This is a genomic window from Nitrosomonas sp. PY1, from assembly GCF_022836435.1.
Lineage (GTDB): Bacteria > Pseudomonadota > Gammaproteobacteria > Burkholderiales > Nitrosomonadaceae > Nitrosomonas.
The window spans coordinates 22,769-37,523 of record NZ_BQXC01000003.1 but is presented as its reverse complement, the minus strand read 5'-3'; the positions used below and the strand labels follow the sequence as shown (position 1 = coordinate 37,523).

Annotated in this window: 12 protein-coding genes and 3 pseudogenes; 10 read left to right on the top strand and 5 right to left on the bottom strand. The window is 39.9% G+C overall.

The window, feature by feature from the left end; genetic code table 11:
- Window positions 1-12: 12 nt before the first annotated feature.
- The 3 genes from W03_RS13105 to W03_RS13095 all read right to left on the bottom strand — a co-directional run bounded on the left by W03_RS13105 (window position 13) and on the right by W03_RS13095 (window position 1,236).
- Window positions 13-471, bottom strand: coding sequence for a putative phosphothreonine lyase domain-containg protein (locus tag W03_RS13105; RefSeq protein ID WP_244073830.1), 459 nt, complete (start codon window positions 469-471; stop codon window positions 13-15).
- A 200-nt stretch (window positions 472-671) separates the two neighbouring features.
- The gene (locus W03_RS13100) at window positions 672-1,013 is read right to left on the bottom strand and encodes a type II toxin-antitoxin system PemK/MazF family toxin (RefSeq protein ID WP_244073829.1); all 342 of its coding nucleotides are present in this window, start codon (window positions 1,011-1,013) and stop codon (window positions 672-674) included.
- Entirely contained in the window at window positions 1,006-1,236 is a 231-nt protein-coding gene (locus W03_RS13095) for a CopG family transcriptional regulator (protein WP_244073828.1), read from the bottom strand. The genes W03_RS13100 and W03_RS13095 overlap by 8 nt, the downstream gene beginning before the upstream one ends.
- A gap of 251 nt (window positions 1,237-1,487) precedes the next feature.
- On the opposite strand from W03_RS13095, the gene W03_RS13090 reads away from it, so the two are divergent.
- From W03_RS13090 to W03_RS13055, 8 genes and pseudogenes are all read left to right on the top strand, one after another.
- Window positions 1,488-1,784 (top strand): type II toxin-antitoxin system ParD family antitoxin, encoded by a 297-nt coding sequence (locus W03_RS13090; RefSeq protein WP_244073827.1) that lies wholly within the window; start codon window positions 1,488-1,490, stop codon window positions 1,782-1,784.
- Window positions 1,771-2,118: a type II toxin-antitoxin system RelE/ParE family toxin gene (locus tag W03_RS13085; protein ID WP_244073826.1), complete on the top strand. Its 348-nt coding sequence runs from the start codon at window positions 1,771-1,773 to the stop codon at window positions 2,116-2,118. The genes W03_RS13090 and W03_RS13085 overlap by 14 nt, the downstream gene beginning before the upstream one ends.
- A gap of 1 nt (window position 2,119) precedes the next feature.
- Window positions 2,120-3,070: a tyrosine-type recombinase/integrase gene (locus W03_RS13080; RefSeq protein WP_244073825.1), complete on the top strand. Its 951-nt coding sequence runs from the start codon at window positions 2,120-2,122 to the stop codon at window positions 3,068-3,070.
- A 246-nt stretch (window positions 3,071-3,316) separates the two neighbouring features.
- Entirely contained in the window at window positions 3,317-4,336 is a 1,020-nt protein-coding gene (locus tag W03_RS13075) for a bestrophin family protein (RefSeq protein WP_244073824.1), read from the top strand.
- Between the two features lie 50 nt (window positions 4,337-4,386).
- On the top strand, window positions 4,387-5,355 hold the full coding sequence (locus W03_RS13070) for a cation diffusion facilitator family transporter (RefSeq protein ID WP_244073823.1): 969 nt from the start codon (window positions 4,387-4,389) through the stop codon (window positions 5,353-5,355).
- Window positions 5,356-5,562: 207 nt separating this feature from the next.
- The gene (locus tag W03_RS13065) at window positions 5,563-6,306 is read left to right on the top strand and encodes a hypothetical protein (protein WP_244073822.1); all 744 of its coding nucleotides are present in this window, start codon (window positions 5,563-5,565) and stop codon (window positions 6,304-6,306) included.
- A 185-nt stretch (window positions 6,307-6,491) separates the two neighbouring features.
- Window positions 6,492-7,623: pseudogene (locus W03_RS13060) on the top strand (IS3 family transposase).
- A 178-nt stretch (window positions 7,624-7,801) separates the two neighbouring features.
- Window positions 7,802-8,021, top strand: a pseudogene (locus W03_RS13055) (efflux RND transporter permease subunit); the annotation flags it as partial.
- A 48-nt stretch (window positions 8,022-8,069) separates the two neighbouring features.
- On the opposite strand, the gene W03_RS13050 reads toward W03_RS13055, so the two are convergent.
- Together W03_RS13050 and W03_RS13045 are read right to left on the bottom strand one after the other, a co-directional pair.
- The gene (locus W03_RS13050) at window positions 8,070-8,483 is read right to left on the bottom strand and encodes a hypothetical protein (protein WP_244073821.1); all 414 of its coding nucleotides are present in this window, start codon (window positions 8,481-8,483) and stop codon (window positions 8,070-8,072) included.
- 191 nt (window positions 8,484-8,674) lie between these two features.
- Window positions 8,675-9,653: pseudogene (locus W03_RS13045) on the bottom strand (IS1595 family transposase).
- A gap of 222 nt (window positions 9,654-9,875) precedes the next feature.
- On the opposite strand from W03_RS13045, the gene W03_RS13040 reads away from it, so the two are divergent.
- Both W03_RS13040 and W03_RS13035 read left to right on the top strand, forming a co-directional pair.
- Window positions 9,876-10,151: a hypothetical protein gene (locus tag W03_RS13040; RefSeq protein ID WP_244073820.1), complete on the top strand. Its 276-nt coding sequence runs from the start codon at window positions 9,876-9,878 to the stop codon at window positions 10,149-10,151.
- Between the two features lie 178 nt (window positions 10,152-10,329).
- Window positions 10,330-14,754, top strand: a complete 4,425-nt coding sequence (locus tag W03_RS13035; protein WP_279600104.1) for a CusA/CzcA family heavy metal efflux RND transporter — start codon at window positions 10,330-10,332, stop codon at window positions 14,752-14,754.
- Window position 14,755 lies beyond the last annotated feature (1 nt).

Genomic DNA, 14,755 nt, shown 5'->3' with positions numbered 1-14,755 from the left:
TTTTGATAAAGGTTAGGCTTTATACAGGGCAAAACCCGCTGAGAGGTCAGAATAGATACCAGCATGGGTTTGTTCATCGCTTTTATATGACGCAGCTCTTTTGAATCCCATTTCACGCAAATGATCCCTTATTCTCATAACATCGCTCTCATCATCACAATCGTAGGTGTATACACACACGACATAAACGTCGCCCTTGCTACGCCAAGCAGTGGATACCTTAGCCTGCTTCCATAGTTTTCCATCTTCAACAGCCTTCGTTACGTTGCGCCATGTGTCGTCAATATATTTTTCGGCAACAAAGAACAGCCATTTGCCTACCCGCTTTGATTTTGGCTGGGAATTCTTTACTCTATAGTTCGCTACGATAAATGCAGCGTGAGTTACTTCACTGGGATTTCCTTCTTCAACAGACCCCACAACATCGGCTTCAAAATCTTTCTTTGCGCCATACAGTTTCTTATTTGTCATCTTGCCTTATCTTTCATCAGAATGAAGAAATACCCGTGACCAATGCAATCTTGCCTGTAAGGTTCAATTTTAAAACGGTATCAACAACGAAAAAGTTCTTTTCCCGCTATTTTTTACAGTTTTCAGCCCTTGAATCACTGCTTAAACTCTATACTTATTTAAGGTTTATGTAACACACTTGCCGTAAAATATTGGAATAACTATAAATCAAAAACAATTGCTAAAGCTTGTTTGATCGATTGCAAACATTCACTCTCAAGCCTGCCTTGCTTTTTGCCAATTCGAGAGATATCAATTGCACGTAATTGCTTGAGATTAATATGACGATCTTTATCCAATCCGTTATTATTGGTTGGTGTCAGATTTACTGCAAATGGCCAGGACTTATGGTTGGGTAGCATCGGTGCTACAATCAGGGTTTTTGATTGGATATTCACAAGGTCGCCCTGAACAATTACGCACGGTCTTAACTTTTTAGTTTCCGCACCCTTGGTTGGCTCCAGATCAACCCAATAAATATCTAGTTGCTTAAACTCAGTCATTCGGGAGACCATCGGACAGGGTTATATCCCATTCTTTTAGTTCTTTCTGATAGCCAGAATCCTGAGCTTCCTCCTGATTCGCCTTGAGCAAAGCTTGCTTGAGATAGTTTTTGCGTTCCTGTTTCAAAAGCTCGTTGATATAAGCACTACGATTATCACCGGCAATATTATTCAGAAATGCAAAACTTTCATCATCCAGTGTAATGGTCGTTCTATGTGTCACAGCACGCTCACATTATTACGAATAAATAGTCATCATACTATATAGTATGATGACTAAATACTTCATTTAATATTTCGTACAAAAATACTTTTTGATAGGCTTCTTTTTACTATTGATAAAATATGTTATCAATAGTAAGGTGATTCTATAATTCAGAAGGTTGAAATATTTTTTTGCTTTATTCAATTCTGTTGAGTAGGATAGTATCCTACCAATTGGAAGGCGTTAAAAACTTACATAGGAAATAAAAAATGAAGCGCACCGATAAAGCAGAAAAAATCAGCATTACACTTCCACCTGATATGCTGCATATTATTAGAGAAAAAGTGAAGGACGGTGCTTACGCTTCCACAAGCGAGGTTATTCGTGAAGCGATGCGCTTATGGCAAAGACAGGAAGAAGAACATCAGGCAAGAATTGCTTCCATTCAAGCGCGCCTGGAACAATCCGCACACAGTGGTGCACCTATTTTGCTTGATGCTGCGTTTGAAAAGCTAGAGCAACTTCATCAACAACGAATAAGCACGCCAGGCTATGAAAAGCTATGAAGTGTATTTAACACCCGATGCAATACAAGACCTGACTGATATTTATGAATATATAACTGAGAAGAGCGGATTTCCTGAAGTCGCGTGGACATATATAGAGAAATTACGCCTAAAGTGCCATGACCTTAAAACAATACCTTTGATTGGACAACAGCGCGATGATTTGCGCAAGAATCTCAGAATCGTTGCCATTGATAAAAACGCGATCGCAGCTTTTGAGGTTATTGAAGACAAACAAATCGTCACTATTCTTAATATTTTTTATGGCGGCAGAGATTATGAAGCGATTATGGGTAGTGAAACGCCACATAAAGATGATGAGCTAAACAAATAACATGACAGACATTATTACTACCGGAAATCGCGCACTCACTGCAAAAGAATTTCAGGGCCTTGCTGATGTTCCACCTGAAGTGGAATGGTTTGCCAATTTAGGAAACAAAGCCACTCGTCGCGCTTATGAAAATGCCTTAAAGGATTTTATGAATTTCACGGGCATTCAGAATCCGGGAGAGTTCAGGATTGTGACCCGTGCTCATATTATTGCCTGGCGTGATGATTTGTTGAGTCGTTCATTAAGCAGCATGAGCATCCGACACCGTTTATCTGCATTATCGTCTTTATTTGAATATCTATGCGACAAAAACACAGTTACGCATAATCCAGTCAAGGGTGTAAAACGTCCTGCAGTCGAGAGTTATGAAGGTAAAACGCCGGCAATCGGCGATCATCAGGCACGCAAATTGCTTGAAGTACCGGATGGTAGCTCATTGAAGGGCAAGCGTGATCGTGCAATATTGGCTACCCTGCTCTATCACGCATTGCGGCGTGATGAGTTGTGCCGGTTAAAAGTAAAGGATTTTAAGCAGGAGCGGCGCGGGGTACCCCATATAAAGATTTCTGGAAAAGGAGGAAAAACTCGTTATGTACCTTTGCATCCTGCCGCCAGTGGCTTAATCCATGATTACCTGGATGCAGCAGGACATGGCCTGGAAGATACTGGGGCCTTATTCCGTTCAACCAGTAATAATCGCATCAAGGGATCACAAAAACCGATTACCCCAGACGGTATTTATAAATTGGTACAGAAATACTCTGAAAAGCTAGGTTTCAAAATCGGCGCGCACTCCTTACGCGCAACAGCAGCCACCAATGCGCTGGATCATCAAGCAGATATTGCCAAAGTGCAAGAATGGCTGGGACATGCCAATATTGCTACTACAAGGATTTATGATCATCGAAAAACCCGACCAGAGGATAGCCCAACGTTTAAGGTTGCATATTAAGTGAAGTTTTGCAAAGGTCTCTAAAGTTATATAGAAGCTCAGGGGGAGAGAGGTTTGGGCTGATGGTTATTTTACAAGTAAGGTTGGCAAACATAGAGATGAGCAGATAATTGACAAGTATGCATAAATTCGCGGTAAAACGTCTTCAAAGCTCTGCTTGGATTATCAGCTTGTACTGCTTTTAGCGAAAATACTCTGCTGTTTGGGGATATTTATTTTTTCAAAATAATATAAAGGTTTTAGTTTATGCATATTGGAAAAAATCTTGGTCTAAAAAAAGTTCTTATTTGGTCCAAGCGGGATATTGTTATTTTCATTATTATTGCAACAATACCGACTGCTACCTATGAAATTTTTCATTTTCCTTGGCTAGCACTTCCTTGGTTACCTATGGCACTTATTGGAACAGCAGTTGCCATCATTATTGGATTTCAAGATAATGCTACTTATGATCGTTTCTGGGAAGCACGAAAAATTTATGGCTCTATAGTAAATTCAAGCCGAATTTGGGGAATGTTGGTAAAAACATACATCTCAAATAGTCAAACCCAACAGTCTTTGTCTAATAGTGAATTAGATGTAATTCACCGCAGACTTATTTATCGGCATATTGCATGGCTTACAGCTTTGCGGCATCAACTACGCCAACCAAGAGAATGGGAAACAAAAAATAAGAAATATAATATTGAAAATGTGGAACATTTTATTGTTCCTGAACACCAAATATCATTAGCAGAAGATATTACACCTTATTTGTCTGCTGATGATAAAGAATACATTTTAAGAAAAAAGAATAGAGCTGCGCATATCATTAACGTCCAATCAGAAGATTTGAAAAATCTGCTTAATAAGGGATTAATAGAAAATTTTCGTTACATAGAACTGCAAAGGATCTTATCTGATTTTTATGAACATCAAGGAAAATGTGAGCGGATAAAGAATTTTCCTTATCCAAGGCAATTCGCTACTTTGAATCTTTATTTTGTTTGGATATTCATTATATTGCTGCCTTTTGGGATGTTACCAGAGTTTGAAAAACTAGGGCATCATATTACTTGGTTCACCATTCCTTTCTGTGTAATTGTTTCGTGGATTTTTCGAACTATGGATAAAATAGGGGAATCAACCGAAAATCCTTTTCAGGCTGGATCGAATGATATTCCGATCACATCACTAAGCCGTACAATTGAAATTGATCTCCTCGAAGTGCTGAACGAAACAGATATTCCAAAGCCTATTGAGGCTGCAAACGATATATTGATGTAATAGATTTTCAGTTTCTATAATATTGATATTATTTTTATTGAAGAGATAGAATGTTTGATCACTCCGAAAAAAAACACTCTTCTAATAATCACCATGAACATAAACAAGTAAGTAGTCATGGTCAAACATTTATCATCACCATAATTCTCAATGCTGTTTATATAATAGTTGAATTTACTTATGGTTTCATCGCTAACTCAGCAGCCTTGATTGCGGATGCAGGGCACAATCTTTCAGATGTATTGGCATTAATACTTGCATGGATAGCATCGATCCTTGCACGTAAAGCACCTAGCGAACGTTTTACATATGGACTACGCAGCTCTTCTATTTTGGCAGCGCTACTCAATGCCATGTTTCTTTTAGTTGTATGCGGTGGGATAGCATGGGAAGCATTTCAACGATTATCGCAACCACCTGTTATTGCAGAAATGACTGTAATAGTTGTCTCCGCAGTAGGTATTTTAGTAAATGGATTTTCGGCGTTATTATTTATTAAAGGTAGTAAAGAAGACATAAATATTCGCGGTGCTTATTTACATATGGCTGCTGATGCGGGTATTTCTTTGAGTGTAATGATAGCAGGCATTGGAATGATGATTACAGGCTGGTATTGGATTGATCCAATTGTCAGTCAAATTATAGTAGTTATTATCGTGATAAGTACTTGGGATTTATTGCGGGAATCAGCACAACTGGCACTAAATGCTGTACCAGCAGGAATCGATGTTTCAGCAGTAGATGCTTACTTGCGTAGCTGTTGTGGCGTAACAGACATACATGATCTTCATATCTGGGGCATGAGCACTACTGAGAATGCCTTGACTGTTCATCTAGTAATGCCCGAAGGTTATCCAGGGGATAGTTTCATGGATAGCATTATGCAAACCCTGAATGAGCGGTTCAAGATCCAGCATAGTACGTTGCAGATCGAATTAGGAAACACCAATCATAAATGTATGTTGCAACCTCAAGACCTCACCATAAATACTCTTAATCAATCTGAGAAAAAAATATAACATAACTTTCTGTTAAATTGATTATTAATTATAATTTGTTAGATTTTCTTGCCTAACTTGCGTGATTTAAGGTGCGACAATATGTCGCATTGCAATTATGTGAACCTAAGAAGATAATAAAAAATGGATTCTTTAATTAATTATTAAATAATATCAAGGAATCTAAAATAGGCTTAAGCCTTGTATTATTAACTTTATGGGTTATATATGAATAAGTCATACAATTTTAAGGCAACTGCGCTATCAGTTTTTGCGGGTTTAATTATAGGCAGCACTAGTGCCTTCGCACACACAAGATTAGATGTGCCAACTATGGTTGAAGGTACTCGAATTATTAACAACCTCGTTGCTCATGCTTGTGGTGAAAATAATTTGATCGGAACTTCAATTGTTTTTCCAGATGGCGCTGATTCTACTATTTTAGTTGATGGTCAACCACACACTGGCGCATTGACGGACTTTCTCACTAATTACGGGAACAATGCACAGCTTATATTTAATCGCGGTGCCTTTGATTTAATGGGAGAGAAAACTGATTCAACAAGTAATGTAGTTGGATTCTGGGCAGGGGGCGGTCCTGGAGTGGACCATACATTAAATGTTGCAACTCCATTCAGATTGACTGCTCCGATGTTTGAACCATCGTCTTGCGCTACTAGTGCAGTAGTTTATATTTCTATTGCGAACGTTTGTCAAATTACTGGAACGAGTCAATTCGGAGAGGGTATAGTTGATCTTTGGACACATAATAATCTCGGAACTCCCTACGATCGAGTAGGTACAACTGATGATGGGCCAGCCCCTTGGACGATAACACGAGACCTTACAGTCAATCCTTTACCAGCATCTTGTGGTACTAATGGTGTAAAGGTTGAATTGAAACCTTCTGCATCCCAAATTAATCGCGATATGCCAATTTTTTATAAGGGATCACAAGTTTGGCCGCAATAATTATTATTGATTTTGCCACGATATAAAAATTAATCATTAAAAGTTTAGGGCAGATTTAGCATTAATTGTAAAAATCTCTTTATCTTCAAAAGCTGCTAAGTTTGCCCTCCTCAAAAAGTGAAGTGGTACCGCAAAACTGGACAGGTTGTTAAGCTCTGTTTTTGACACTATAGAGGATCATAATCATGAGCAAGAAACGCACACAATATTCCAGTGAATTCAAGGCGAAAGTAGCACTGGCGGCGAATACGGGGAGATGAGACTATTCCGCAACTGGCAGCACGTTATGGGATACATCCCACACAGATCAATAGCTGGAAACGGCAACTCATTGAACAAGCGGCTGAGTTGTTTTCCAGAAGTACTGGTACTAGTAAAGAGAATGGACAAGCCACAGACGATTTACATCGAGTCATAGGGCAACTGACGGTAGAACGCGATTTTTTAGCCAGAAAGCTCGATCATTAAGCGCGGCGGAACGCAAGATGATGATTGAGCTTAACGAGAAACTTAGCCAAGCTCGCCAATGTCAATTGCTGAGTTTGGCACGTTCGACCTATTACTATCAGCCGCAACCAGCTAGTGGTGCGGAACTGACTTTGCTACGAAAGATGGACGAGCAATACCTGAAAACACCACAATAGGGTACACGCAGCTACGCCACGTGGTTTGTGCGTTAGGGAATACTGATTGGTCGCAAGAAAGCGGCATCTATGATGAAGATTCTGGGTATTATCAGCACCGCGCCCAAACCGGGTACCAGTATTCCAGCCAAACAACACAAAACATATCCTCACCTGCTCAAAGGTAAGGTAATAAACCAGCCCAATCAAGTTTGGGCTGCTGATATTACCTATGTGCCGATGGAGAAAGGCTTTGGCTATTTGGTTGCCATCATGGATTGGCATTCCCGTAAAGTGCTGAGTTGGCGCTTATCCAACACGATGGATGCCGATTTCTGCGTTCAGGCATTGGAGGCCGCCATTCAAGACTACGGCTATCCGCAGATATTCAATACCGATCAGGGTGCTCAGTTCATAAGTCGAAGCATGGATAACTGTTTTGAAGAATCACGATGTCCAGGTCAGTATGGACGGAAAAGGTTGTTATCGGGATAATATTTTTGTTGAACGGCTATGGCGTACGGTAAAGTATGAACTCTTATACACCAAAGCATTCACTGACTTTAGAGAGGTAAAGCAGAGTCTGACTCAGTGGTTTGGCTGGTACAATCAGGAACGTTTTCATCAAGGTCTCAATAACCAAACTCCCAATGAAGTTTATTATCAATTTCAAGCAATTCATCAGGCTGCCTGAGCTTGATTAACTAACAATAGCAGAGCTTAATTCTACTCTTAGGTTGTACTGTTACAGGAGACCACTTCAGTTAACTTGCCGGCCGGCCTGGATAAAATGGTACATTAAGGTCGCCTGACTCAATTGGCCCGTGAAGGAGCCCAGATGAGTATTCAACATCTGCGCGATTTGGAAGAAACGCGACGGCACGGACATCTACTTCGCTCGTCAATTGGTAAACCAGCGGATTCAAGAGGCAAAAGGCAAACTGCCTGTTGGTATCGTGCCCCACCATGGGGCCGATCTCTACCGGTCTGGGCGAAATCTTCATGTGGACCGTCGATGCCAAAGAAGATGCGCGAAAACCGGATGGTACGCCCTATGGCATAACCGACTTACGTGAAATTCAGGACTGGATCACGTTATCAATAATAATTCTCAAGCTGGCTGTCCTGCTCTGCCGTTCATTATTGTGCAGGAGGTTGTGGGGATATTTTTTCCCAGCCACTAGGGCACACCCGGACATATGGATAGTAACCTTCTGAGTGTCTACAATAGTACCAATAACTACTAGTCTGTGGCTGAGGAGCAGGCGATATATCGTGCTGTATGTAGGTTTGTGGAGACGCAGGTACTGTAACTACCGGTGGATAGGGGTAATAGGGAGGCATTCCAAAACCATAGTAACCTAGACCATAACCTAAGCCTAATCCGTAGCCAAGATGACTGTCTAATCCATGATGGTCGCCAAAGTGACCCCCATAATGACCACCGAAGTGCCCTCCATAATGGCCACCATGTCCAACATCTGCCGAGACTGAGCCCTTGAAAAGGAATCCAAGCAATGTTATAGCGAGAATCTTAGAATTTATTTGGTTCATAAAGACTCCATTTTGCATTATCTATGGCCTTGTGTTTTTTCCTGGCCACTTTCAAAGTAATATTATTATTGGTCCAATTTGCATTTACTTTTATTCTAGAGCTTTGTTAAAAATTTTTGTTAATGTAGAAAATTGTAGCGGATAAGATTTTTATGACACTAGTCTCCGGCTTTGCCGGAGGTAATTTAAGGCTATGTAGTAATTAACTGTTGAAATTGTCTTATTTTTCCAAGTGACATTTGGAAACAAAGGGTTGGTGTAACGTTCTGACCGAGACGGTCAATCACTCAATGCCACCCCAGATAACTCGCAAGATAGCGTGTTGCTACCCCATGGAACTTCGCCATCCATTGTCTGAGCCGACTGCCATAAGCATTAACATTCTGAATGTGGTAAACATCGTTGATAACTCGTTGGCTTGCAGCAATGTTGATTGGACGATGAACAATTTTTGCATTCCTGGTGACCTGTCTGTAAGCGGGCATCCCATCTGTGCAGAGAATGACATCTTTGCTTAACAAAGGGATAAGTACTGTTCCGATTTGTTCTGCGCTTGTGTCGCGCAGTATACAATCATCAGTTTCACCATGACGATCACGTATTACTAACACGGGTATCTGTTCTTTTGATGTGCCACGCTTGGCAGCTTTGCCGCCTCGTTTGCGTGCGGCTCTCGGTAAATGATGTTGTCCCTTAAAAGATTCCAGAAAATACATTTCGTCAGTTTCAACAATACCATTCATTTTATTAGATTGATGGATTGCAGGCACTCGCAGAAAACGGTGGCGCCATTTAAAGCTTGTGTTCCTGGTTATCCCCGCAGCTGATCGCTGCTTTACGTACACTTAACCCTCGAACCATCGCTTGTTCATAATCAAACCATTTGTCTTTGTGGCGTAATCGGGCCAATGCCGTGCCTGTCAGGGCATTAAACGTGCGATTGCAGTGGCGGCATCGATAGCGCTGTAACTCACTGGCTTTGCCCCACCGATACAGCTCTGTTCTCTGACAATAGGGACAAATTCGCTCATCATTTTGCCTTTGCTCAATCAATTCTATGATCGTATCAGCACCGGCTTTTCTTTCTAATCTTTCTCGAAGCTTGTCTCGCTGACCGCGGCTCATCCGTTCAATCGATTTTATCCAATCTTTGAATTCAGCTGCTTTCATGATGCATACCTCTTTCTTACATTCCGATGCATATCGGACTAGCAATTCAACAATTAATTGCTACAGAGCCTAATTTAACTTCTTAAGGCCAAAAATAATAACATTTATTTTTGGATATGTTATGCTATTAAAATGTATAAGTTATCTAACCTTATCGTGTTAGTACTATCGACCAGCTTGCTGACAAATGCGCTGTCGTGGGCTTTCCATGGTGAAATATTTATGCATGAACTTGATCATCAAGCCATGTATATTCCTATGCAAACAATGGGAGATAGTCAACAGCATATTGATTTTTCTGATGATAAAGACTTAGATCTTCCAAACCACATATGCCTTAGTGCAGTGTATCAACCCTTCTTCTTTACAGAGTTACCAGTACTTGATTTTATAATTGGTAAAGAGACCCTAGCTAATTTTAATCCTTTGTCTATTCCGGAATCTTTCTTAGATTCTCCGCTTCGCCCTCCCCGAGTATTAATTACCACTAGAGTTTAAGTTAAAACTGTTCAAACCATTAATACCAAATTTTTTGGTATTTTTGATTCAACTCTGAATAGTTCAAGCAAGACACTCTAACTGTATCTATTTGTGACGTCCGCTTAGGATCTTAAAATCGAGATAATGGCTTATTTAGCTTATAAAAATAAGCTAATCCTTCTAAAAATACAAGTATATGATTAACAGAATAATAAATTATTCTATAAACCATAAGCTTATGGTAGGTTTACTTACCCTAGTCCTAATAGGTGGTGGAGTATATTCCTTGTTCACGGTGGATCTTGGTACGGTACCAGATATCACTAATAATCAGGTTCAGGTAATTACCGTCTCTCAAACTTTAGCTACCGAAGACATTGAAAGATTTGTAACTTTTCCTGTGGAACTAGCTATGGCTAACTTACCAGGTGTTACAGAGATACGTTCTATTTCCCGCTTTGGTCTTTCAGTAGTAACTATTGTCTTCGAAGACTCTATGGGCACGTATCTACCACGGCAATTGGTACAAGAAAAGCTTAATATTGTACAGCAACAAATACCCGAGACTTTTGGAAGCCCATCTCTGGGACCAATTACAACGGGGCTTGGAGAAATCTATCAATATACCCTTCAACCCAAGCCTGGCTTTGAAAACCGATATTCTCCAACTGAATTGCGTACTTTCCAAGACTGGATCATCAGGCGACAGTTAGCTTTAGTAGAAGGTGTTGTGGCAGTAAATGCCTTTGGTGGAAAAATAAAGCAATATGAAATCGCTATCAATCCTGAAAAGCTCAATGCCAACAATGTTTCCATATCAGAAGTATTTGAAGCATTACGGCGTAATAATAGCAATACAGGCGGCGCCTACATTGAAAAAAATAACATGGCCAATTTTATCCGGGGGGAAGGCTTGGTCCGCTCACTCGACGATATTCGAAATATTTTCATTAAAAATGTGAATGGCCTCCCTATTTTAATCAAGGATGTAGCAGAGAAAGTACATTTTGGTCATCAGATACGCTATGGTGCTTTTACACAGGATGGTCGGGAAGCAGTAGGCGGTATGATTTTAATGTTAAGAGGATCTAATTCAAATGCTGTAATTCAAAATGTACAAAAGCGCATAGTTGATATTCAGAAATCATTACCCGAAGGTTTGGAGATAAAACCTTTTCTTGACAGAAGCACGCTTATAGAAAGAACTACCAGTACAGTAACTGAGAACCTTACAGAGGGTGCGCTAGTTGTAATTTTTGCATTAGTCATAATTCTAGGTAGTATCAGGGGCGGTTTTATTGCTGCTAGTACTATTCTCTTATCCTTCCTATTTGCTTCCATCTTGATGAATCAATTTGGTGTATCAGCCAATTTGATAAGTTTAGGGGCTATTGATTTCGGGATTATTGTTGATGGCGCGGTAATCATAGTAGAACGCACCATATACGAAATTCAAAAACAATATAAGGCAGGCAAATTCAATTTTGACCAAAAGGAAATAGATGAGCTAGCTTTTCAAGCTGGAAGCTCTATGATGAATACCGCATTTTTCGGTCAGATAATCATACTAATCGTATTTATTCCAATTTTATTCCTTACTGGTATAGAAGGAAAAATGTTTCATCCGATGGCCTATACCTTTGGTTTTACCATGTTGGGAGCCATTATACTTTGCCTGACATATGTTCCTATGATGTCAGCCTTACTTTTAAGGCCTGGAAAAAACCAAAAAAATTGGTCTGGAAAGTTAGAAAAATCGCTTGAGAACCTCGGCAATAAAATTGTAAACGGTTTTCAGCATATTTATTTACCATTATTAATAATGGCACTTCGACATCAAGTAATTGTTATGGTTGTGGCTTTTGTATTGTTTGTTGGTGCGGTTTTTATGTTTCTCAGAATAGGTGGGGAGTTTTTGCCGCAGTTGGATGAGGGCGATATTGCAATGCAGGCACTTATTAGACCCGGTAGTGGCCTCAGTGAAACTGTTGAAGTTTCTATTAAAATAGAAAACATATTACTGGAAAATTTTCCGGAAATAAAAATTGCTTTAGCTAGAATTGGTGTAGCAGAAATTCCCACGGATCCTATGCCAATGGATATAGCCGATATGTTCATTATCCTAGAAAAGGATGTAGATAAATGGACTTCTGCCAAGTCAAAAGATGAGCTTATTGAAAAAATCAAAGAAAAGCTTGATAGCGAATTAATAGGAGTCAACCTAGTTTTCAGTCAGCCGATTGAACTACGCTTTAATGAATTATTAACGGGTGTCCGAGAAGATGTGGCTGTGAAGTTGTACGGCGATGATCTTGATGTGTTGGCGCGAAAAGCAAATGACATAGCCAAAATCATTCAAACCGTTCCTGGTGTGGGTGATGTAAATACCGAGAGAACCTCTGGAATGCCTCAAATGACTGTGCGTTATAGTCGAGAAAAAATAGCTCAATATGGATTAAATATTGATAAATTGAATGACTACATCAGCTCAGCATTTGCCGGAAGTGTGGCGGGAGTAATTCTAGAAGGTGAGAAGCGCTTTGATATGGTCATACGTTTTGATGAAGCCTACCAAAAAAACATTGCCGATTTGCGCAACCTTTATATTGACTTACCTAACGGTAATCAAATTCCTATTAAGGAACTAGCCGATATCAACTATGTACTAGGTCCTATGCAAATATCAAGAGACAATACTTTCCGTAGAACTTATGTAGGAGTGAACACCAGAGGACGTGACATGGAGTCCGTAGTAAAAGACATCCAACAAAGGTTAGATGCCGAGTTAGATTTACCGCCCGGCTATTACGTTACATATGGTGGAGAGTTTGAAAACCTGCAAAAAGCCAAAAAGCGATTAGCCATTGTGGTACCAATTACCATATTTTTGATCTTCGTCTTGCTGTATTTTGCTCTAAAGTCATTTTCCCAGGCAGTCATCCTTTTTACCGCTATTCCTTTAGCTGCCATAGGCGGAGTACTTGCTCTGTGGTTAAGAGATATACCTTTCAGTGTTTCAGCAGGGGTAGGTTTTGTTGTGTTATTTGGCATAGCGGTACTTGATGACTTAATATTAATTAGTAGATTCAATTCCTTGAAAGAAGAAGGGATAACCGATATTGAAGAACGTATAGTTAAAGCAACCAAAGAAAGAATCAGACCTATTTTACTTACAGATGCTACCGATATTCTCGGATTTTTACCAATGGCATTATCCGTATCAGCAGGTTCTGAAGTGCAACATCCGCTATCAACCGTAGTAATTGGTGGCTTGATATCGGGCACGCTCCTTACCCTTATTGTGCTTCCCGTGATTTATGCATTTGTCGAGAATCGTAATAATAAAAAAATTAATAAAAAAAGCCTCCAACTTCCCGCAAATAAGCTGCTGATAATTTTTGTGTGTAGCGGGCTTCTAAGTATCCTTGTAGGTGCAGCCTCTACGGCAGAAGCACAGTCATCAACGCTAGAAAATCTACCAACCGTTACTCTAGAACAGGCTAAGGAGCTAGCTATAAGAAATTTTCCTAGAATACAGGCAGCAAGGCTTGAAATAGAAAATCAAGAAGTCCAGAAGAAAACTGCTTGGGACCTGGGTAGCACCTCAATCTTCACTGGTGCAGAAAAGCTAGGGTACACCCCAGAAACTACTTATATGCATGTTGGTATCAAACAGAGCCAAATAAATATCTTTGGTATTTTTCCTAAATTAGAGCTACAAAAAGAGCGGGTAGCATTAGCTGAGAAAGTACTTAACCTGTCTGTGATAGAAGTTGAAATGGAAGTAAGTCGAGCTTGGGTTATGGTCTATACGGCAAAAAATAATTATCAGGTTTACAAGCAAATGAACTCAATCTTCATGGATATTGAGCGGGCGGCTAAAATAAAATTTGAAGTTGAAGCTACATCGAAACTTGAATACTTAGCAACGTCGAATCAGGGAAATCAAGTATTGATACAAAAAGAACAAGCATATAGAGACTATTTAAGTGCGTTACAGCGACTGAACCTATGGTTTGCCATCGATACTTTATTTACTGTCCCAGATATTCCTGCCAAGCAATTGGAAAGTCCATTAAACTTAATACCAGAATCTATAGACACTCACCCTGTACTGAATGTTTCTAAGCAAAGAGTTAATGTTGCAGAAGCTACTGTCAAAGAAAGACGTTCACAATTTTTACCCAAATTAAGCGTGCAGTATGGCAAGCAAGAAATTTCTGGTCTGCCTGGGCTTCATCAATTTCAGGTTGGTATTGAGGTACCCTTATTTTTTGCACCAGAATTAGGAAGATCACAGGCTGCTAAAATAGAGCACACAATTGCCAACCACAATCTTCAGCAATCTCAATTAGAGCTAGCTGCGGCTTATCAAAATATACGCGAGCAGTACCTCAAATGGTTAAATTCATGGCAATACTATCGGGATGTGGCCCTTCCTATGGCTAAGGAGCAACAAACGGGTGCACTTACCGCCTACCGAGAAGGTGATATTGATTATGTAACATTCTTGCAAAATATGAGAGATTCTATACGCATAGAGATTGATTCGTGGAATGCTTTTGGCAGTTATTTAGATAGCCGCTACCAGATGGAATATTTTCTCAAAACATCAAATTAAA